This is a genomic window from Pseudalkalibacillus sp. JSM 102089 (assembly GCF_041366475.1).
Lineage (GTDB): Bacteria > Bacillota > Bacilli > Bacillales > Guptibacillaceae > Guptibacillus > Guptibacillus hwajinpoensis_B.
This window is the reverse complement of sequence record NZ_JBEWYW010000001.1, coordinates 794,028-812,702: the sequence shown is the minus strand read 5'-3', so window position 1 is coordinate 812,702 and position 18,675 is coordinate 794,028. Positions and strand designations below refer to the sequence as shown.

The 18,675-nt window shown below is 41.0% G+C and carries 22 protein-coding genes and 1 other annotated feature; of the genes, 14 read left to right on the top strand and 8 right to left on the bottom strand.

The features are described 5' to 3' along the window. Nucleotides 1-72: 72 nt before the first annotated feature. From ABVF21_RS04060 to moaD, 4 genes are read left to right on the top strand one after another with little or no spacing between them, the layout of a single operon-like run. On the top strand, nt 73-1,329 hold the full coding sequence (locus tag ABVF21_RS04060; RefSeq protein WP_371017529.1) for a molybdopterin molybdotransferase MoeA: 1,257 nt from the start codon (nt 73-75) through the stop codon (nt 1,327-1,329). Next, entirely contained in the window at nt 1,329-1,829 is a 501-nt protein-coding gene (mobB, locus tag ABVF21_RS04055) for a molybdopterin-guanine dinucleotide biosynthesis protein B (RefSeq protein ID WP_303534799.1), read from the top strand. The genes ABVF21_RS04060 and mobB overlap by 1 nt, the downstream gene beginning before the upstream one ends. Nucleotides 1,830-1,831: 2 nt before the next feature. Continuing rightward, nucleotides 1,832-2,293, top strand: coding sequence for a molybdenum cofactor biosynthesis protein MoaE (locus ABVF21_RS04050; protein WP_303534801.1), 462 nt, complete (start codon nt 1,832-1,834; stop codon nt 2,291-2,293). Beyond that, nucleotides 2,290-2,523, top strand: a complete 234-nt coding sequence (moaD, locus tag ABVF21_RS04045; protein WP_371017528.1) for a molybdopterin converting factor subunit 1 — start codon at nt 2,290-2,292, stop codon at nt 2,521-2,523. The genes ABVF21_RS04050 and moaD overlap by 4 nt, the downstream gene beginning before the upstream one ends. Nucleotides 2,524-3,281: 758 nt before the next feature. Here moaD and ABVF21_RS04040 read toward each other — a convergent pair. Together ABVF21_RS04040 and ABVF21_RS04035 are read right to left on the bottom strand one after the other, a co-directional pair. Next, complete coding sequence (locus ABVF21_RS04040; RefSeq protein ID WP_283152363.1) at nt 3,282-3,971, bottom strand: Crp/Fnr family transcriptional regulator; 690 nt, start codon at nt 3,969-3,971, stop codon at nt 3,282-3,284. Nucleotides 3,972-4,092: 121 nt separating this feature from the next. Next, nucleotides 4,093-4,887 carry an undecaprenyl-diphosphate phosphatase gene (locus ABVF21_RS04035; protein ID WP_303534803.1) on the bottom strand — a complete coding sequence of 265 codons (795 nt, stop codon included), beginning with the start codon at nt 4,885-4,887 and terminating at the stop codon, nt 4,093-4,095. Between the two features lie 172 nt (nt 4,888-5,059). Here ABVF21_RS04035 and ABVF21_RS04030 point away from each other — a divergent pair, with 172 nt between their 5' ends. Then, nucleotides 5,060-5,248 carry a YjzC family protein gene (locus ABVF21_RS04030; protein WP_194221177.1) on the top strand — a complete coding sequence of 63 codons (189 nt, stop codon included), beginning with the start codon at nt 5,060-5,062 and terminating at the stop codon, nt 5,246-5,248. Between the two features lie 59 nt (nt 5,249-5,307). Here ABVF21_RS04030 and ABVF21_RS04025 read toward each other — a convergent pair whose 3' ends face one another. Both ABVF21_RS04025 and ABVF21_RS04020 read right to left on the bottom strand, forming a co-directional pair. Next, nucleotides 5,308-5,487: a YjzD family protein gene (locus tag ABVF21_RS04025; RefSeq protein WP_306558496.1), complete on the bottom strand. Its 180-nt coding sequence runs from the start codon at nt 5,485-5,487 to the stop codon at nt 5,308-5,310. Nucleotides 5,488-5,562: 75 nt separating this feature from the next. Beyond that, nucleotides 5,563-6,024, bottom strand: a complete 462-nt coding sequence (locus ABVF21_RS04020) for a TspO/MBR family protein (RefSeq protein ID WP_371017527.1) — start codon at nt 6,022-6,024, stop codon at nt 5,563-5,565. A gap of 212 nt (nt 6,025-6,236) precedes the next feature. Here ABVF21_RS04020 and ABVF21_RS04015 point away from each other — a divergent pair, with 212 nt between their 5' ends. After that, entirely contained in the window at nt 6,237-6,959 is a 723-nt protein-coding gene (locus ABVF21_RS04015) for a hypothetical protein (RefSeq protein WP_371017526.1), read from the top strand. A gap of 1 nt (nt 6,960) precedes the next feature. Here ABVF21_RS04015 and ABVF21_RS04010 read toward each other — a convergent pair whose 3' ends face one another. Continuing rightward, complete coding sequence (locus tag ABVF21_RS04010) at nt 6,961-8,151, bottom strand: NAD(P)/FAD-dependent oxidoreductase (RefSeq protein ID WP_371017525.1); 1,191 nt, start codon at nt 8,149-8,151, stop codon at nt 6,961-6,963. Nucleotides 8,152-8,260: 109 nt separating this feature from the next. Between ABVF21_RS04010 and ABVF21_RS04005 the strand changes: the two genes are divergently transcribed. The 4 genes from ABVF21_RS04005 to ABVF21_RS03990 are packed head-to-tail and all read left to right on the top strand — an operon-like array spanning nt 8,261 to nt 10,126. Next, a complete protein-coding gene (locus ABVF21_RS04005; RefSeq protein WP_303534813.1) occupies nt 8,261-9,178 on the top strand; it encodes an NAD-dependent epimerase/dehydratase family protein in 918 nt (305 codons plus the stop codon). Between the two features lie 16 nt (nt 9,179-9,194). Then, nucleotides 9,195-9,749, top strand: a complete 555-nt coding sequence (locus ABVF21_RS04000) for a DinB family protein (RefSeq protein WP_303534815.1) — start codon at nt 9,195-9,197, stop codon at nt 9,747-9,749. A gap of 44 nt (nt 9,750-9,793) precedes the next feature. Next, nucleotides 9,794-9,970, top strand: coding sequence for a ComZ family protein (locus tag ABVF21_RS03995; protein WP_194221184.1), 177 nt, complete (start codon nt 9,794-9,796; stop codon nt 9,968-9,970). A 12-nt stretch (nt 9,971-9,982) separates the two neighbouring features. Beyond that, the gene (locus ABVF21_RS03990) at nt 9,983-10,126 is read left to right on the top strand and encodes a hypothetical protein (RefSeq protein ID WP_159782169.1); all 144 of its coding nucleotides are present in this window, start codon (nt 9,983-9,985) and stop codon (nt 10,124-10,126) included. A gap of 31 nt (nt 10,127-10,157) precedes the next feature. Here the strand turns inward: ABVF21_RS03990 and ABVF21_RS03985 are convergent, their stop codons facing one another. Continuing rightward, on the bottom strand, nt 10,158-10,511 hold the full coding sequence (locus ABVF21_RS03985) for a YppG family protein (RefSeq protein WP_303534818.1): 354 nt from the start codon (nt 10,509-10,511) through the stop codon (nt 10,158-10,160). Nucleotides 10,512-10,689: 178 nt separating this feature from the next. On the opposite strand from ABVF21_RS03985, the gene ABVF21_RS03980 reads away from it, so the two are divergent. The 3 genes from ABVF21_RS03980 (at nt 10,690) to ABVF21_RS03970 (ending at nt 14,622) form a co-directional block, all read left to right on the top strand. After that, the gene (locus tag ABVF21_RS03980; protein WP_303534820.1) at nt 10,690-11,628 is read left to right on the top strand and encodes a beta-ketoacyl-ACP synthase III; all 939 of its coding nucleotides are present in this window, start codon (nt 10,690-10,692) and stop codon (nt 11,626-11,628) included. Between the two features lie 31 nt (nt 11,629-11,659). Further along, nucleotides 11,660-12,898 carry a beta-ketoacyl-ACP synthase II gene (gene fabF / locus ABVF21_RS03975; protein WP_303534822.1) on the top strand — a complete coding sequence of 413 codons (1,239 nt, stop codon included), beginning with the start codon at nt 11,660-11,662 and terminating at the stop codon, nt 12,896-12,898. A gap of 977 nt (nt 12,899-13,875) precedes the next feature. Next, entirely contained in the window at nt 13,876-14,622 is a 747-nt protein-coding gene (locus tag ABVF21_RS03970; protein WP_194221188.1) for a YjbA family protein, read from the top strand. A 94-nt stretch (nt 14,623-14,716) separates the two neighbouring features. Here the strand turns inward: ABVF21_RS03970 and trpS are convergent, their stop codons facing one another. Both trpS and ABVF21_RS03960 read right to left on the bottom strand, forming a co-directional pair. Further along, the gene (gene trpS, locus ABVF21_RS03965; RefSeq protein WP_226612605.1) at nt 14,717-15,706 is read right to left on the bottom strand and encodes a tryptophan--tRNA ligase; all 990 of its coding nucleotides are present in this window, start codon (nt 15,704-15,706) and stop codon (nt 14,717-14,719) included. Nucleotides 15,707-15,766: 60 nt separating this feature from the next. Next, nucleotides 15,767-15,993 (bottom strand) — a binding site (T-box leader). Between the two features lie 53 nt (nt 15,994-16,046). Then, nucleotides 16,047-16,418, bottom strand: coding sequence for a DUF3899 domain-containing protein (locus tag ABVF21_RS03960; protein ID WP_371017524.1), 372 nt, complete (start codon nt 16,416-16,418; stop codon nt 16,047-16,049). Nucleotides 16,419-16,880: 462 nt separating this feature from the next. On the opposite strand from ABVF21_RS03960, the gene ABVF21_RS03955 reads away from it, so the two are divergent. Beyond that, nucleotides 16,881-18,566: a peptide ABC transporter substrate-binding protein gene (locus ABVF21_RS03955; RefSeq protein ID WP_283152352.1), complete on the top strand. Its 1,686-nt coding sequence runs from the start codon at nt 16,881-16,883 to the stop codon at nt 18,564-18,566. The last annotated feature ends 109 nt before the right edge of the window (nt 18,567-18,675 follow it).

Below are 18,675 nucleotides of genomic sequence, written 5' to 3'. Positions count from 1 at the left end.
TCGAATTTTACTTCTAGAGTCTTGATCTTTGTTACAATGAAGAGGAAAATCATAACAGATGGAGATGAGATAATGGTAGAGAGAAGGAAGCCAATCACTGTAGAAGAAGCAATTCAAAAAGTGATGAACCTCTCTTATGAAGGAGAAAGCGAAATGGTTCCGCTAGAAGAAAGCGACGGACGTCATCTCGGTGTTGCTTTGAAAGCCGATCATGATGTTCCGCCGTTTGATCGTTCCCCTTATGATGGATTTGCTATAAGAGCAGAAGATACATACGAAGCAGGAAGAGACAATCCAATTCAATTAAAAGTAATTGAAGAAATAGGAGCTGGAACGGTTGCATCAAAGGTTCCAGAAAGAAATGAAGCGATTCGGATTATGACAGGAGCAGCAATACCAGAAGGAACAAATGCTGTGATCATGCTTGAACTTGTTCAAGAAGTAGAGGATGATGGTCAGTCATTTATCCAGCTGAAACGCAAAGTAGCAAAAGGAGACAACGTTTCCTTACAAGGAGAAGATACAAAAGCAGGTACAGTATTGATCGAGAAAGGCTCACGGATTACACCTGGTGTGAAAGCACTTCTTGCCACATTTGGCTATGCGAATGTGCCCGTGGCTCGTAAACCACAAGTTGGGATATACGCTACTGGTACAGAGCTATTGAATCCTGAAGAAGCTCTTCAACCAGGAAAAATTCGTAATAGCAACTCCCCCATGATTGAAGGTCAAGTTAAAGCGGCTGGAGGCGTACCCCTTTATTTTGGAAAGCTCGATGATGACTTTGAGACGTGTTTTACTTCTGTAAAAGAAGCGTTAAGTAAAGTCGATTTTCTCATTACAACAGGAGGCGTTTCTGTAGGTGATTATGATTATCTTCCTGCTATTTATGAAAAATTAGGAGCAACTGTCTTATTTAATAAAGTAGGCATGAGACCAGGAAGTGTAACGACTGTAGCAGAATGGAATGGTAAACTCTTGTTCGGACTTTCTGGGAATCCTTCCGCTTGTTTTGTAGGATTTGAATTATTCGCAAGACCAATCATCAAGCGTGCCCTTTTCTCGAAATTCCCTTATCGTATGAGAAGTAAAGGAACGTTACTAACTGATTTTCCTAAACCGAATCCATTTACCCGATTTGTACGAAGTAAGACAGAGGAAAGGGAAGGGCGTATATATGTAAAGCCAACGGGTCTTGATAAATCAGGAAGCGTCACGTCACTTGCTGAAGCCAATGCTTTCACCGTACTACCTGGCGGAACACGAGGATTTAAAGCGGGTGATACCGTTGATCTCCTTCTTTTACGTGAGGAAGGATCTGAGTCCTAATGAGAATACCAATCTTACAAGTAATCGGTTATCAAAATAGCGGAAAAACGCTTTTTGCGGAGAAATTTATAGAAATGGCTACCTCAGCTGGTAGGAAGGTTGGCGTTATTAAGCATCACGGTCATGGCGCTCCTGACGTCTATGATCAGAATAAAGACACGGGTCGTCATCGCGAGGCTGGTGCTACAGTGACCGGAGTTAGCGGTGGTGGAATGGTATCTGTTCAAGCAATGCAAGAAAATGAATGGGAGCTTAATCAGTTAATACGATTATATGAAATGTTTGAGGTTGACCTCATTCTTATAGAAGGCTATAAAGAGGAAAGCTATCCTAAGGTTGCTATTATAAGAGATGCCGAAGATCTTCATCTTTTAGAAAAAAGCCATATTATTGGATCAATTGTAAAAGAGCAGCTTGAGGTTCCTATGAAGAATAGCTATCGATATGAAGAAATGGATCGTTGTATAAATGATGTATTGAAGGTTTTAAGGAGAGATTGAAAATGGAATATTACTCGATTACTTCTGAGGAAATAGATGTAAATAAGGTGATTAGTAGTGTAATCCGTCCTGAGGCAGGGGCGATCAACACGTTTATTGGAACAGTAAGAGAATTTACTGGTGAGAAGCAAACGGTCTCGCTACAGTATGAAGCTTATCCTTCCATGGCAGAAAAACAGTTGAAACGAATCGGTGGAGAAATTCGTGAGCAGTGGCCAGCAGTCCAAACTTCTATTGTGCATCGAATCGGTAAATTAGCGATTAGTGACATTGCCGTTGTGATTGCTGTCGCTTCCCCACATCGCGCTGAAAGTTATGAAGCCAGTCGCTATGCGATTGAGCGTATAAAGGAAATCGTGCCAATTTGGAAAAAAGAGTACTGGACCGATGGGGAAGAGTGGATTGGTGATCAGCTTGAAAAGACCTCATACAAAAACAAATGGCCAAAGGAGGAGAAGAAATGATTACTGTTCTTTTCTTTGCAAAGCAGCAAGAGCAAATCGGGAAGGAAAAGCTAGAACGATTGGAATCACAGCTTGTGGTTTCTGAGCTGAAACAAATTCTGATGAACGATTATCCAGATCTTTCTCTTGATCATACGATGACGGCGATTAATGAAGAATACGCAGCGGAAGATCAGGTAGTGAACGATCAGGACATTGTTGCGTTTATTCCTCCAGTTAGTGGAGGATGAATGAAGAACACCCGCTTGGGTGTTTTTTTATTTTGAGATTTTTTAGTGAGAGAGGAAGTGACAGCTGGAACGAAGGTGTTTTGGGTTTTTAGATGAACACAAAGGGCGTGTTCTTTTTATGGGGCTCCAGCGCTTGTCGAGGCTAAACGGGCGCTTCCGCATTTCGTGTCTAGCTGCGACTCGCAGAAACTGCGATATTTCACTCTTTCACCAGAACACAAAGGGCGTGTTCTAGTTCAAGAGCTCCAGTATCTTCGTTTCTAAACGCTCGTCTTCGCTTTTCATGTCTAGCTGCAGCGCCCAGACACTCGGTCACTTCGCCCTATAACTCGAACACAGAAACCGTGTTCAATTTATAGGGCTCCAGTGCCTGCCGTGTCTAAATGGGCGCTTCCGCATTTCGTGTCTAGCTGCAGCGCCCAGCCTCTCGATCGCTTCACCCCATAAAATGAACACAAAGAACGTGTTCTTTTTATGGGGCCCCAGCGCTTGTCGAGGCTAAACGGGCGCTTTCGCTTTTCGTGTCTAGCTACGACTCGCAGAAACTGCGATATTTCACTCTTTCACCAGAACACAAAGGGCGTGTTCTAGTTCAAGAGCTCCAATATCTCCGTTTCTAAACGCTCGTCTTCGCTTTTCATGTCTAGCTGCAGCGCCCAGACACTCGGTCACTTCGCCCTATAACTCGAACACAGAAACCGTGTTCAATTTATAGGGCTCCAGTGCCTGCCGTGTCTAAACGGGCGCTTTCGCTTTTCTTATAACCTACATATCGTTATTGGGCAGTCTTCGCAGTGGATGGCGCAGCGGAGGAATTCTAGGTTGTGGATGGTGATTTTGCTGTGGGTGATGGAGACGATGTCGGCTTTTTTGAGTTCGCTTAGGATGCGGTTGACGCTTTCTCTTGTTAGGCCGCAGAAGTTGCCTAGCTCCTGATTTGTGAGAGGGAGGTCGATGAGAATGTTATCTTCTTGATGAACGCCATATGTATTGGATAGTCGAATGAGAGTAGAGTAGAGTGCTCCTTTTTTTCCATGTAGGAGTAGATCTCGGAATTTTGATTGGTTTTTTCTGAAGTTTTCTCCCATGAACTTCATAAATTCAGTTGCGAGTAGGGCGTTTGTGGTTAGAGTCTTTTCTAGGTGAGCTTGTTTCACAAAGGTTGCTTGTACATCATCTACTGCCCATGCGTTGGAGGAGAAGTTTAATTGGCCAGTGTAAAGAGCAAGTTCGCCGATAAGATCACCCGGTTGACAGATTTGTAGCGTTAATTCTCTACCTTCAGATGTGAGCTTATTTAAACGAACGTTTCCAGATCTTATAAGAAGAAGACGGTCCGCTTTCATTCCATCCATATAAAGGGGCTCGTCTTTTTGAAACGAAATGGATTCGCCTGCTTCAGCAATCCACTTTTTTAGTGGGTCTGATGTAATCGTATCTTCTTTCATTTTCATCCTCCTTTGATCATTCTTTACTATTATCCCATGTAATCCTTTCTTATCACAACCAACAATTCCTTTTATACGAAGGGAATTTGTTAGGGCAAATAAAAAAACCGGCGATAGCCGGTTAGAAAATAAGGACAAATGCACCCACGATAAAGCAATAGATAGAGAAATAAATTAAGTTTCCTCGCGCCATAATATTCATAAACCATTTTAATGAATAGTAAGAAGCTGTAAGAGATAGAAGGAAGGCTACGATATATGGGATAAGCATGTCACCAAATTGGAGATCTCCGATGCTAAGGATCATCGAACCTACGCTTACAGGTATGAATAATAGGAACGAAAACCTTAGAGCTGTTTCTTGTTTCATTCCAAGTCCCATGGCGGCTACGATTGTTGCACCAGAGCGACTAATACCAGGGATTAAAGCGACAGCTTGTGCCAGACCTACAATAAGGGCATCCTTGATACTAAGTCCTGCTTCGCCTTTAGAGCCACGAAGGTTACGAATGAGCCAAAGTGCGATACCTGTAATAATGAGAGTAGCTCCAACAACTTTAATGCCCTTCAGTTCTTCTCCAATAAAGTCATCGAACAAAATACCAAGTACAGCGGCAGGAATAGTTGCAATAACAAGGTAGACGATAAACATAAATTCGCTTTTTGACTCTTCTTCTCGAGAGACAACGTATCGTATTCCATGAGAAGTGAGGCGAATAAGGTCATTACGATAAATAAGAAGAACGGCAAGTAAGGATGCAAAGTTCATTAAGATCTCAAAACTAAGTCCTTCGATTTCTAAATTAAATAATTTTTGTGCTATGACAAGGTGTCCACTTGATGAGATTGGAATGGGTTCAGTGAAGCCTTGAAGTAAACCAAGAAATGCGTACTTAAGTAGTTCCAACAGTTCCATGAGTAATGTTCCTCCAGTAATGGTTACAAGATAAATTGACACATGTAACCATTAAACACCAGTCCTTCCATTTTTGTAAAGGGAATTTTGTATGTCAGGTTACATAAAACATTATTCGATGATGAATGCTGATAAAGGGGGCAAAAGTTGATGAGTGGAAGGAGGCAGTAATATGGGCGGAGAAAATCGTCAGTTTACACCTGGACAAAAAGCGCCAAATAATGGTGTGTATATTGAAATCGGAGAGACAGGTGGAATGGTGAAGGATCCACAACAAATTGAACTTCGTGCAGGTGAAGCGTTCCCTGAATGTTCAAATCAAAATCGAAAGTGGTCAAGGGAACCGAAGCCTCATCATTAATAAGAATCGGGCATAGGTACAGGCAATAAAAAAACAAGCGCCGTAAATGGCGCTTGTTTCTATTGTTCTGCTGGATCGGAAATTAGACCTTCTCCAAGAAGCGTTGCCGCAATAGCCAGGATAATTCCGAAAAGTGATGCAGGGCCAAACTCGTAATGACCACCTTGCATAGAAGCAAGTACATAGAATATCATATTGCTAAGTAGAACTCCCCAGATAATTGCCCAAAGATAACGCAATAAATTCACCTCATTTGTAAACGTATTCTATCGTTTATCATACCACAAAATATTTAAGTGCAACATCTATCAATTTTAATTCATGTAATAAAATAGCCAGGATAAATAGGCAGCAAACGCCGTCCAAAGAAAATAAGGAAGTAATAGCCAACCTGCTAACTGATTTTGTCTGCCTGCAAGAAAAATAAGAATCAATGAAGTGATTGCAATAAAGAGGGCATCCATGAACGTTGCAAACAGGGCATGCTGATCAAATTGCAAATAACTAAATGCTTGATTCAATATGTAGTTTATCCCTAGTAGTGAGAGGTACTCACTATTATGACGGCCGAAGCTACGCTTTTGGTAGACAATGGCGGTTGATAAAGCGATTAACCCAAACAGTAATGCCCAAATGATCCCGATAACGGAACCGTCTGGTGTCCAATCAGGTTTAGCAAGCGACGTATACCAATCAGCATCATAAGGGAATAGGAATCCAGAAATGCTAAATAGAAGGTAAACAATCATAAATACGAGTACGGATGTTTTTTTCATTTTTATCACCACCTTCTTTCCCATACCCAATCATATCCAATTTTATGCAAGGACATATATAGAAATAATAGTGCATATCATGACTAAGGGCGCTTTCTAATGACGTGGGATGAAGAAGATATGAAATTCCCTCAAAATAGGCACTTCACCCTTTCTTCCATATGTAACTTGCATAGGTTATACAGAAAGTGATAAAAGGGCGAGGGGAGAGTATGTGTATTCGTAAACGAGCCTATCAATTAGACGGGGAGTGGACGATCGTTCTTGTCCCTGAACGGCCTAACGGGTTTGGCATATTTATTATAGGTGGCTTAACACATTTCGTTGATGCTGATACAAGTTTCTGGTTGCAGAACCATACGCGTGAAGGGATGATTGCCGATCTTCTAGAGGCAGGGTATACAGTCTATACGAGCAATCTATATGGAAGGCACTGGGGATCGCCAAAAGCAGCGAAATTAACTGAACGAATTTATCATCTTGTTCACAAACAGGAAATTCTGAATCCAAGGATACATGTTGTTGCGGAAGGTATGGGAGTATTGGCAGCAAATGCTTTTTTAAACAATCGTCATACCTTAGTTAGATCAGCGGCATTATTAAACCCTTGTTTTGATTTGAAGCGCCTAGTCAGACAAGAACAAGTGAACCGTCTTTTCTATAAACGGTTACTACGAGAGATGGCACAAGCTTATGAAATTGAGAATGACGAGGTTTTAATGAGAATTGACAACAAAGAAACGGAAGCATGTCCTTGTCCAGTTAAAATTTGGCACCATTCCATGAAAAGTCCCTATTCGTTAGAACAAATTAGAGAATACGAGCGTCTTCAACAGGAGGTAGGATACCCCGTTGACCTTGCTTTGTTGAGTGATAGCTATCAATTTCTTGGTAGGAAGATGATTCGTTTTTTTCAACAGTATGAGGAATTGTGATTTACGATCGATTCAGTTGTGTTATTTCCATTGCTGGATGATGACCATATAAAATAAGATCTTTTAGTATCTCGGCACCAAGCATGCTATAAACCGTCCCGTTTCCACCATATCCTAACATGAAATAGACACCCTCGTACTTTGGGTGTTTTCCTATGTAAGGTAGTCCATCTTTCGTTGAACCAAATATGGCGCTCCATTCATATGCGATTGACGTTTGGATAGAAGGAAACATTTCATGCAGTTTAGCAAGTAATCGCTGTCCTTGTTGTTCGAGTTTTTCTTCTTTTTTAAGATTAGAATCAAGTCCACCAATGAGGATGCGATGATCAGCAGTTGTCCTTAAATAGTAATAAGGGCGATCGGTTTCCCAAATAAGGGCTTGATTGTGCCAACCAGGAAACTTCGGTATGGGTTCAGTCGCAATGGTATAGGTGCGATCGAGTAGTGCGCCTTTTGTTTTGGCAAATTCCTGCGTACCATAGCCAGTTGCGTAAATTACATGTTTTGCACGAATTTCTCCTTTTTCAGACTCGAAGATTAAATCATTTTTATTAAATTGATGAGAGAGGATCTCGGTATGCTCAAACACTCTTAATCCTAGTTCCCTGGCGCTGCTTGTAAGGGCAAGTGCGAATTTATACGGGTTTACTTCCGCCTCACCTTTCGTATAGATCCCTGCAGGGGCAGTGAAGGAGAAGAGACTTTCGATGGCGTGACGATCAATATAATCTGCTTCAAACCCATGATGTGTTAAAGCTTCGTATTCTTTCTTGAGTTTTTTTGCGTGATGATCGTTGCTTGCGAAATAAAGGCTTTCTGCTCGTTTAAATTCAGCTGATTCACTTAAAGAGCCTGCAACCTTTTCTAGTTCGTCTATTGCTTTTAAGCAAAGTTTATAAAAATAAACAGCCTTCTCTTTCCCGAATTGATCGATCAAATCTACAAGCATAGCATCATTAGAAAATTGAAGAAGGCCAGTATTCGCCGAAGTACTTCCAGAGCCGATCGTATCTTTTTCTATTAAAACAGTGTCAACATGATAGTCAGCAAGCGTCTTTGCCAGAATACTTCCCGACATACCACCGCCAATGATTAGGACATCACAGGTGATGGATGAAGTGAGTTCAGGAAATGTAGGGGGCTCTGTTACAGTTGTTGGCCAGAATAAATTTCCGTGATGAAGCTGCATGAAAGTATCCTCCTTAAAGGGTTTGTTAACTTAAGTTAGACAAATGATATCTTTCTTAGAATGGTCAGATGGGATAAAAAGTATTCGATCTAAACAGAGGTGAAAACTAGTGAAGAAAGTATTTGTAACAGGGGCATTGGGATTCATTGGCTTTCATTTAACAGAATTTCTACTAGGCAAAGGCATTGAAGTAGTAGCAATTGATAATAAATTAAATACCCTAAGAAATGCTGAATATGAAATGAAGGAAATGATGTTACTTCGAAACGCTAATTACAAACAAATCAACAGCTCTTTAAGTGAAGCTTCTCTTGTCCAGATTTCCAAAGAATGTGACACGATTTTTCATCTTAGTCATCCAGGGCTTGAACATGTTCGCGGCTCTAAGATCATCGAAGAAGGATTACAGAACACAAGCAAGGTCTTACAAGCATCCAACGGAAAAGTACTCGTCTACTTATCGAGCACGGAAGTTTTCGGAACACGTTATGGACAAATTACAGAAAAAACTCCTCTACACCCTACAACAATGTCGGGCAAGTTAAACGCTGAAAATGAACAAGTTTTATTGAAGTCTGATCAACGAGATGGTGTTGTAAAAGTACTTCGAGCTCCGCTTGTTTATGGACCTTGGCAACCTACTCAGTATGTTTATCAACATTACTTTCTAACTAAAAAGCTACCGTCATCGTATGAAAATGAGGGGAAGAAATTTCATCATGATGCGGTTTATGTAAGAGATGTGTGTTGGGCTTTGTATCAAGCAGGATGTCGAATCGATCAGTCAGAATCGTTCAATCTAACAAGTGGAAGAGAAGGAGAATGGCAAACCGGAGTCGAATGGTGTATAGAAGATCCAAAGGAAATGCGTTATCAGAGTAACTTGAAGTGCAGGGTTTCTAGCAAAGAATGTGTCAATAAGCTTGGGTTTAAGAATGTGACACCTATTGATGAAGGATTGCATCTGCAACGAGTGCATACGGAGAAAATGATGGCGATTGATCCTTCGATTTATTTGACTGATTGAGAAGGGAAGATGATGAATGATTGAAAAGACGCTCGGTAATTATGATGTCCACGATTCCTCTCATGGGCTTCAAGCTTTAAAAGAAACGAGAGAAAAACTTCTTTCGATGGTAAGTGACATTGAATTTCAGGAACTTCACTATGGGTATTCAAGTTTTCCTACAGTTGGAGCTTATATACTACACATTGCACAAATTGAGCTTTGGTGGGTGAAAAATGCCCTTATGGGAGAAAGTGTAACAGAGGATGAAAGAGAGCGATATTACTTTCAAGAAGAGCAAGTGATCTCTGCTCCTGATGATAAAGATCTATCCTGGTTTTTAGCTCGCCTTGCAGAGGCGCGCGAATTGATAAAATCTTATTTCAATCATCTATCTGATGTAGAGTATCGAAAACCAGGACCTGAAGTTACGATTAATGGAGAGGTGCACCGTTACTCTCCCGAATGGATCATAAGCCATTTAATCGACCATGAAGCTTACCATAGAGGACAGGCTGCGATGGTATTAAAGATGGTTTCTGGACAGCGGGAAGATTGGGAGCATTTCAATACACCGTATTTGTCGTTATAATAGAAGGGAGCCGTACAGGCGAAAGTAAATTAGGAGTGAATGAAATGGATCAAAACATGAAGTTTATGCAAATTGCAATGAAGTATTTACCTGAAGCGAAGCAGTCGCTTGGAGAGCAAGAAATCGAATTAGATCTTGAAAAGATGCAGCCATTGCTTCAGCTCTTTCTTAAGGCTATGGAAGATGCCTATGAGCTCGGGAAGCAGGATGCACAGGAGTAAGGAGAGAGTATTATGGGCCGTAAAGCTTTCTGGATTTGGTTTGTCCCACTAGGTGGTTTGTTAATAGGAATATTGATCGGTAGTTTTAGCTTAATGGTCATTTCCGGAATTTTACTATTTATAAGTGCAGGAAGCATGCTGTTTCTTTCTAAATGAATAGAAGAGACGTGGAAACACGTCTTTTCTATTATTTAACGAATAAATTTAGCAATGAGCCCATTTGCTTCACCATCGGCGTAATTTGTTGAACGGTATTCATCATTTTAGGAAAATCATACTGTCCATTTTGCTTTTTAAATTGATTCATAAATGGCTGTCCGCCCTGGTATCCTTGCTGAGGAAAGTATGGTTGCTGGGCTTGCTGGTAGTAAGGGTGTGGATAGTAGGGCTGAGGCTGCTGATGAATAGGCTGCTGATAATGATGTGATTGGTAGGGGTCAAATGACTGATATGGCGGATAAGGTGTGAAAGGCTGTTGCTGATAGTGATGATATCCAGGCTGTTGGTGAAAATAAGGCTGTTGTTGATTATACGGATACATCTATCTATCCCCCTTCGTTCAAGTTTACTTATGTTTAGTTTATGAATGTCACGCAAGAATGGTGAGTCCCACCAAGAAGCAGTTAGGTAGACAAACACACACTTATGAATTAAAATTAGTACCAGCTACTAAAGATTGGTTTTAAGTTAGAAAATATCCTATAAAGGGGAAATTCATGATGAACGCTGGTTTAGTAGGTGTAGGACATTATGTACCTGAACGTGTATTAACCAATCAAGATTTAGAGAAAATGGTTGATACATCTGACGAATGGATCCGCACTAGAACAGGAATAGAAGAAAGAAGAATTGCAGACGATGATATGAATACATCTGATATGGCTTATTTAGCTTCAAAAAAGGCCCTTGAAGATGCTAATATAAAAGCGGAAGACTTGGATCTTATTCTGGTTGCCACAGTAACTCCGGATTATCCATTCCCATCAGTAGGCTGTTTGCTTCAAGAAAAACTTGGTGCAACGAATGCGGCTGCGATGGATTTAAGTGCGGCTTGTGCTGGATTTATGTATGGCATGATTACAGCTGGTCAGTACATTAATAACGATACTTATAAAAATATCCTAGTAGTTGGTGTAGAGAAACTTTCGAAAATTACTGACTGGGAAGATCGAAACACAGCCGTACTATTTGGAGATGGAGCAGGAGCAGCAGTAATTGCGCCTGTTACAGAAGGAAGAGGTATTCTCTCATTTGAACTAGGTTCGGATGGATCTGGAGCTAAACATCTTTATCAAGAGCCAAATGGTTTTATGGCTATGAATGGTAGAGAAGTATTTAAGTTTGCCGTTAGACAAATGGGGCAATCAGCGATTAATGTAATCGATAAAGCTGGTTTAACGAAAGAAGATGTGGATTTCCTTATTCCTCACCAAGCAAATATCCGCATCATGGAAGCGTCAAGACAGAGACTTGAACTTCCGATTGAGAAAATGGCGACAACGGTTAAGAAATACGGTAATACGTCTTCGTCCACGATTCCAATCGCACTTTCAGAGGCGATGGAGGAAGGCCGCGTTAAGGAAGACGATGTGGTTATTCTTGTTGGCTTTGGCGGCGGTTTAACATGGGGAGCAGTTGCCCTAAAATTAGGACGTTAATGAGTAGTAGAGAAAAAGGAGCGCTGGTAAAATGAAAAGAAGAGTAGTTATTACTGGGTTGGGAACTGTTTCTCCACTCGGAAATTCAGTAGATGAAACGTGGACAAATATAGTTAACGGTGTTTCTGGGATTAATCCACTAACACGATTAGATAAAGATCAATTTGCAGCAAAAGTATCAGGTGAAGCTCTAGAATTTGATCCCGAAAATTTCATGGATCGTAAAGATGTTCGAAAAATGGACCGTTTCACCCAATTTGCCGTTGCAGCTTCTCAAATGGCAGTTGAAGATGCAGGATTGAAGATTAATGATGAGAATGCTGAAAGAGTCGGTGTTTGGATCGGTTCTGGTATTGGCGGTATGGAAACTTATGAATCCCAATTCCGCACGTTCATGGACAAAGGCGCTCGTCGTGTAAGTCCATTCTTCGTGCCAATGATGATTCCTGATATGGCTTCTGGCCAGGTTTCGATCATGCTTGGTGCAAAAGGAATTAACTCATGTACAGTGACAGCATGTGCCTCAGGAACAAACTCCATTGGTGATTCTTTCAAGGTGATCCAGCGTGGAGATGCTGATGTGATGATTACTGGTGGTTCAGAAGCACCTATTACTAGCATGAGCGTAGCTGGATTTGGCTCGATGAAGGCTTTATCTACTAATCCAGATCCTGCATCAGCAAGTCGTCCATTTGATGCGAATCGTGATGGGTTTGTTATTGGTGAGGGTGCAGGAATCCTTGTCATTGAAAGCCTTGAATCTGCTGAAAAACGCGGCGCTAAAATTTATGGAGAAATTGTAGGGTACGGTTCAACAGGTGATGCTTATCATGTTACGCAACCGGCTCCTGAAGGGGAAGGCGGCGCACGTGCAATGCAACAGGCTATTGATGATGCTGGTCTTACGCCTGCTGACATTGGGTACATTAATGCCCATGGGACAAGCACGGATTATAATGATAGGTACGAAACAGCAGGGATTAAGTCTGTCTTTGGAGAGCATGCTTATAAGCTTGCGGTTAGTTCAACAAAGTCAATGACTGGTCATTTGCTTGGCGCTGCAGGTGCGGTTGAAGGGGTTTTCTGTGCGAAGGTGCTAGAAGAAGGAATCCTCCCACCTACAATCAATTATGAAACGGCTGATCCAAACTGTGATCTCGATTATGTGCCAAACAAAGCACGTAAAGCTGAAGTAAATGCAGTCATGAACAATTCACTTGGTTTTGGTGGTCATAATGCGACATTGGTGTTTAAGAAATTTGTAAAGTAGATAGGTTGTAACCCCCTGGGAGATTTCCCGGGGGGGTTTTTGTGTTTAGGTGGAGTGGGCAGGGTCTTGGCCACTTCACCTTTTAATTCGTATACGAAGGACGTGTTCTTTTGTTAAGGCTCCAGTGCTTGTCGAGACTAAACGGGCGCTTTCGCTTTTCATAGATCCAGATGCAGCCTCCTGACCCTCGGTCACTTCACCATTTCATCCGAACACAAAGACCTTGTTCAAATGAAAAGGCTCCAGTGCCTGCCGGGTCTAAACGGAGGCTTCCGCTTTTCGTGTCTAGCTGCGACTCGCAGAAACTGCGATATTTCACTCTTTCACCAGAACACAAAAAGCGTGTTCTAGTTCAAGAGTTCCAATATCTCCGTTTCTAAACGCTCGTCTCCGCTTTTCGTGTCTAGCTGCGACTCGCAGAAACTGCGATATTTCACTCTTTCACCAGAACACAAAAAGCGTGTTCTAGTTCAAGAGTTCCAATATCTCCGTTTCTAAACGCTCGTCTCCGCTTTTCATGTCTAGCTGCGCGGGCCAAATCCTCCGGCTGTTTCGCCCAATCGAATGAGACAAAAAGCGTCTCAGTCTCATGGGCTCCAACATCCTGCGGATTTAAGCAGGCCCGCTTCGCTTTTCAGTCTAGCTGCGACTCGCAGAAACTGCGATATTTCACTCTTTCACCAGAACACAAAGGGCGTGTTCTAGTTCAAGAGTTCCAATATCTCCGTTTCTAAACGCTCGTCTCCGCTTTTCATGTCCAGCTGCAGCCTCCTGACCCTCGGTCACTTCACCATTTCATCCGAACACAAAGACCGTGTTCAAATGAAAAGGCTCCAGTGCCTGCCGGGTCTAAACGGAGGCTTCCGCTTTTCAGTGTTCTATTAATCTTTTCTTAATAATATACTTATCATGGAATAATTTGACTTGGTCCTGACTATACTGTTTTTACAAACAGTAGCGAAGTGAGGGGTAGCCAGATGTTGTATTTGCGAGATGTTTGGGTGAATTGGTTTGAAGGTGAAGAGAATGGGTACAATGTTTGCAATTTTCATGAATGGCGAAAAGATGATTTTATTGAGTTGCTGGATCAGGTGCCTGTTATTAAGGTGGAGTCACTACTGTATCATTACATTGAGAATGATTTGACGGAGCTTCCGGAGAGTTTACTTAGTGATGTTTTTCAACAGAGCTATATACGTAAAAATAATGAACGATCACCTTTAGAGTATTGCTTCTTGGCTACGGACGGCAGAGGGGTTATTGTCATTGATACATTAGGGTATAAGATTCCGATTCGCAAAAGTCGAGTGATACCTAGACAAGAAAAAGCAGTTTATGAAATGGTGGCAGATGTTGAAGCTATCAGTTATCCATTTGAATCAGATCAACCTTTGAAAGAACATCATATTCTTTCTCCAGGACCAGACATTATGATGGGACTTACTAGAAAAGAAAGACAGTTGAAGCAGCTTTTGTTTATGGCACTAGATCAACTATATTCTAGTGGTAACTCGGCTGAAATACGTTATTGGTTTACAGAATGTCAGCCGAAACAGTATGTGCAAATCCAAAGTATGGAAATGGACGAGGCATGGGAAGGGCTATATAGAGAAGTAAAGGCAGGTTGGTCAGCTAAGCATGAGCAAATCTGTGAGCGAATCATCAAAGGGCAGCCGTATTTCGAAAAAATATGGGAGCTTGAAAAAGGAACACACGTGAATTAACGAAAAGCTTAGATCTTTAGTCTCTCAATTATTGACTATTATTGATTTGGATAAAGCAAAAGGAAGGTTGCCCAGTGCAACCTTCCTTTTTTCTTTATCTTCTTTTTCTTTCAAGCCCCATGGCACGTTCTGCTTTTGTAAGCATTTTAGATGCTTTACGGTTCGCTTTCTCCGCCCCATGATCAAGGATGTCATCTAGTTCAGATGAAGAAATGAGATCATTATAGCGATCCTGAATAGGTTTTAACATATCAGCGATTACTTCACCAAGCTCCGCCTTAAAGTCACCATATCCTCGACCTTCATATAGGGATTCAATTTCTTCAACGCTTTTACCTGAGCAAAGAGAGTAAATCGTAAGCAGGTTAGAGATCGCTGGTTTGTTTTCTTTGTCGTAACGGACAACTCCATCTGAATCAGTAACCGCACGTTTCACTTTTTTAATAATAGTAGATGGCTCATCAAGCATTGAAATAAACGCATTTTGATTGGAGTCAGACTTACTCATTTTTTTAGAAGGATCTTGTAGTGACATGATTCGTGCCCCGACCTTAGGAATGCGCGCATCAGGCATAACGAAAATGTCATTAAATTTACGGTTAAAACGCTCAGCAAGATTACGAGTTAACTCAATGTGCTGTTTCTGGTCATCTCCAACAGGGACAATCTCTGTACCGTAAAGAAGAATATCAGCAGCCATAAGTGGGGGATATGTAAGCAAACCTGCGCTTACAGCTTCTTTTCCAGTTGATTTATCCTTAAATTGGGTCATGCGCTCTAATTCACCTATATATGAAACGCATTGTAACATCCATGCCAGCTGAGCATGAGCTGGTACCTCAGATTGAATGAAAAGTGTTGATTTTTCAGGATCAATACCTGAAGCAAGGTATAATGCAGCAAGACTCCTTGAATTCTGTTTTAAAGCTTGTTTTTCTTGAGGTACTGTAATTGCGTGCTGGTTTACAACGCAGAAATAACACTCATTCTCATCCTGAAGATCAGTAAAATGCTTCATTGCTCCAAGATAGTTCCCTATTGTTAATGTTCCACTCGGTTGAATACCCGAAAAAATAACGCTCATTGTGTGTAGCTCCTCTCATTTTCTAAAAAAGCATACAAAAAGGCCCATTCATCCCTTAATGCTAGGGACGAATGGACCGTGGTGCCACCCTGCTTATCCAGTAAGTCTGGATCACTTATGGTATTAAATACCGGTAGTGGTAACGTGAATGCTCACGCCAATGCCTACTAAAGTCTTCAGCAAAGGGGCTCAGAAGTCCATTCCAAAAAGTGTGATACCTATTTCCACCAACCATAGGCTCTCTATAAATCACATCAGTTTGTACTACTCTTCATCTTAGCCGTTCTGTATCCTTCTTCTTTAACTAGTATAGCGCAACTAAATCATCGCATGCAACAAGTTAGGTGCTTATAAGAACGATGGAAATGATAATAGTGAGTATGACACAAAATCCGCCTGCCATTAAGAGTGGATAAGTGATTGGGTTATCATAATCAAGTTTGTAATGAATTTCGGAAGTATCCTCCTCAATCATTTGTCGCTTAGCCGTATTTCTAAAATACCGTTTAAATGAATAGACAATTCCGTCGAAAAACCCCGTTTGAACTACGTGAAGAGCAGCACCAATAAGTACCATAGCAAGTGCAATCATAAAGAGTATATCTGATATGGATTGGATGCCAAGGCCTCCGTCAGAAGTAAATGAGATAATCATTGAAGCGGTAATCGCAAGCACAATTAAGATACCTGATTTTAAAGTAAGTGATTTCATAGTAGCCCCCATTTTCTTTCTACTATCAAGTATAAAAAAATAATTAGTCAAGAACAATATAAAGAAGTTAGAAATGTGTAACGGTTTAATACATTGTTTACATTTCAGAATATTTCGCGATATGCATATAGTATACACCAAAGTATACTATATACTTTTAGGTAAGGGGGTGTAGATAGATTTTCATACATTTGACTGTAAAATATCAAATCTTACCCAGAAACCAGAGAATTTATACCAGGACTAAAGAACTATTTTTTGTTATGCAAACGTAATTGTGGCGCGGTTTTTGTAAATGAGTGTAAAAATAACGTATGCAAAATAATTAGAAAACTTGTATAATACGAGTTGTGGGCGAAACGAATCAGATTATTCTCACGTAAATAGTTAGATAATTTGATGAATTCCGTCATGCGGATCACTAGCTTTTATAGCTACATATTTTAAGGGAGGTCACACAGCATGAAGAAATCAAGATGGACTCTTGTCCTATCTCTTGTGCTTGTATTGAGCGTATTCCTGTCGGCTTGCGGCGGCGGCTCAAACAACGGGGGGAACAGCGGCGGCGATGGAGATGGAGACTCCGCTTCTGAACAAGTACTTAACCTAGTAGAAACTGCGGAGATTCCTTCAATGGATACTACGCAAGCTACTGATGCAACATCTTTTAACGCAATGAACCAGGTTTTCGAAGGACTATATCGTCTTGACGAAAATAACGAGCCTACACTTGGTATGGCTGCTGAAGAACCAACAGAAGAAGAAAAAGACGGTGAAACTGTTTACACATTTACAATTCGTGACGACGCTAAATGGTCTGACGGATCAGATGTAGTAGCAGATGACTTCATCTATGCATGGCATAAAGCGCTAAACCCAGATACAATTTCTCCTTACGCTTCTATGTTTGGAACTGCTGGAATCAAAAACGGTAATGCAATCATTACTGAAGGCGATCCACTTTACGGTAAAGTAGAAGAACTTGGAGCTAAAGCAGTAGATGAGAAAACACTTGAAGTTACTGTAGATACAAAAGTTCCTTACTTTAAATCACTACTAACTTTCGCAACATTCTATCCACAACCTAAAGCATATGCTGACGAACAGGGCGAGCAATTTGCACTTGAAGCAGATACAATGCTTTACAACGGACCATTCGTTTTTGCTGAGTGGAACCACGGTGAAGGATGGACTTTTGAAAAGAACGCTGAATATTGGGATGCTGAAACTGTAAGTCTTGAAAAGATTACGACTAAAGTAGTGCAAGATACAGCTACTACTGTAAACCTTTATGAAACTGGTAAGATCGATCGCGCAGGTCTTTCGGCAGACTTCGTAGATCAGTTTAAAGATAATGAAGAATTCTCAACTATCGTTGAGCCAACAATGTACTTCATGCGTATGAACCAAGAAACAGAAGCACTTGCTAACAAAGATATTCGTAAAGCACTATACCTTGCTTACGACAGAGAAGGACTTGTTAATGTACTTCTAAACAACGGATCTGTAGCTGCGAAGTATTTCGTACCTAAAGATTTCGTTAACGGTCCAGACGGCGATGATTTCCGTGAATTCTCTCCAGACGGCTTCTATGCTGATCAAGGTGAAGAAGAAGCGAAAGAAGCTTGGGAAAAAGGACTTGAGGCACTTGGTACAGACTCTGTAGAACTAGAATTCCTAACAACTGATAACGAACTTGCTGCTAAAATTGCAGAATATGCTAAGGATCAGTTTGAAACGAAGCTTGATGGTCTTACATTAACAATCAACAAGCAGCCTTGGAAGCAGTTCCTAGAGCTTGAAGATTCTGGTGACTTTGATATCTCAACTGGCGGTTGGGGACCTGACTATCCAGATCCAATGACTTTCCTTTATATGTTTGAAACAGACGGCGCATATAATCGCATGGGTTACTCTAGCGAGAAGTATGACGAGCTAGTTTCAGGAGCTAAGAAAGAAACAGATGAAGCGAAGCGTTGGAAAATGATGCAAGACGCTGAGAAAGTTCTAATGGAAGAGGACATTGCAATTGTTCCTACTTACCAAAAAGGTAACGCGGTCCTTAAGAAGGATTACGTTAAGGACTTCTATGTACACACATTTGGAGCAGATTACTCTTACAAATGGGCTAAGATCGAAGGTAAATAATTTCAGTTTTTCAGGAGAGTATATGTCATCCTGACATATGCTCTCTTTTTTACCTGTAATAAGAAATATGTCGAAACGATAGCTAGAAGTGAAATAGATAGAAAATTTT

Excerpts from the sequence above, each read along its gene's own strand:
- ABVF21_RS03970 (WP_194221188.1), top strand. The coding sequence starts at position 13,876 with ATGTTGTATTTGCGAGATGTTTGGGTGAATTGGTTTGAAGGTGAAGAG.
- ABVF21_RS04020 (WP_371017527.1), bottom strand. The coding sequence starts at position 6,024 with ATGAAAAAAACATCCGTACTCGTATTTATGATTGTTTACCTTCTATTT.
- ABVF21_RS03985 (WP_303534818.1), bottom strand. The coding sequence starts at position 10,511 with ATGTATCCGTATAATCAACAACAGCCTTATTTTCACCAACAGCCTGGA.
- ABVF21_RS03960 (WP_371017524.1), bottom strand. The coding sequence starts at position 16,418 with ATGAAATCACTTACTTTAAAATCAGGTATCTTAATTGTGCTTGCGATT.
- ABVF21_RS03955 (WP_283152352.1), top strand. The coding sequence starts at position 16,881 with ATGAAGAAATCAAGATGGACTCTTGTCCTATCTCTTGTGCTTGTATTG.
- mobB (WP_303534799.1), top strand. The coding sequence starts at position 1,329 with ATGAGAATACCAATCTTACAAGTAATCGGTTATCAAAATAGCGGAAAA.
- ABVF21_RS04015 (WP_371017526.1), top strand. The coding sequence starts at position 6,237 with ATGTGTATTCGTAAACGAGCCTATCAATTAGACGGGGAGTGGACGATC.
- ABVF21_RS04030 (WP_194221177.1), top strand. The coding sequence starts at position 5,060 with ATGGGCGGAGAAAATCGTCAGTTTACACCTGGACAAAAAGCGCCAAAT.
- ABVF21_RS03980 (WP_303534820.1), top strand. The coding sequence starts at position 10,690 with ATGAACGCTGGTTTAGTAGGTGTAGGACATTATGTACCTGAACGTGTA.
- ABVF21_RS03995 (WP_194221184.1), top strand. The coding sequence starts at position 9,794 with ATGGATCAAAACATGAAGTTTATGCAAATTGCAATGAAGTATTTACCT.
- ABVF21_RS04000 (WP_303534815.1), top strand. The coding sequence starts at position 9,195 with ATGATTGAAAAGACGCTCGGTAATTATGATGTCCACGATTCCTCTCAT.
- ABVF21_RS04040 (WP_283152363.1), bottom strand. The coding sequence starts at position 3,971 with ATGAAAGAAGATACGATTACATCAGACCCACTAAAAAAGTGGATTGCT.
- ABVF21_RS04010 (WP_371017525.1), bottom strand. The coding sequence starts at position 8,151 with ATGCAGCTTCATCACGGAAATTTATTCTGGCCAACAACTGTAACAGAG.
- ABVF21_RS04050 (WP_303534801.1), top strand. The coding sequence starts at position 1,832 with ATGGAATATTACTCGATTACTTCTGAGGAAATAGATGTAAATAAGGTG.
- ABVF21_RS03990 (WP_159782169.1), top strand. The coding sequence starts at position 9,983 with ATGGGCCGTAAAGCTTTCTGGATTTGGTTTGTCCCACTAGGTGGTTTG.
- trpS (WP_226612605.1), bottom strand. The coding sequence starts at position 15,706 with ATGAGCGTTATTTTTTCGGGTATTCAACCGAGTGGAACATTAACAATA.
- ABVF21_RS04035 (WP_303534803.1), bottom strand. The coding sequence starts at position 4,887 with ATGGAACTGTTGGAACTACTTAAGTACGCATTTCTTGGTTTACTTCAA.
- fabF (WP_303534822.1), top strand. The coding sequence starts at position 11,660 with ATGAAAAGAAGAGTAGTTATTACTGGGTTGGGAACTGTTTCTCCACTC.
- moaD (WP_371017528.1), top strand. The coding sequence starts at position 2,290 with ATGATTACTGTTCTTTTCTTTGCAAAGCAGCAAGAGCAAATCGGGAAG.
- ABVF21_RS04060 (WP_371017529.1), top strand. The coding sequence starts at position 73 with ATGGTAGAGAGAAGGAAGCCAATCACTGTAGAAGAAGCAATTCAAAAA.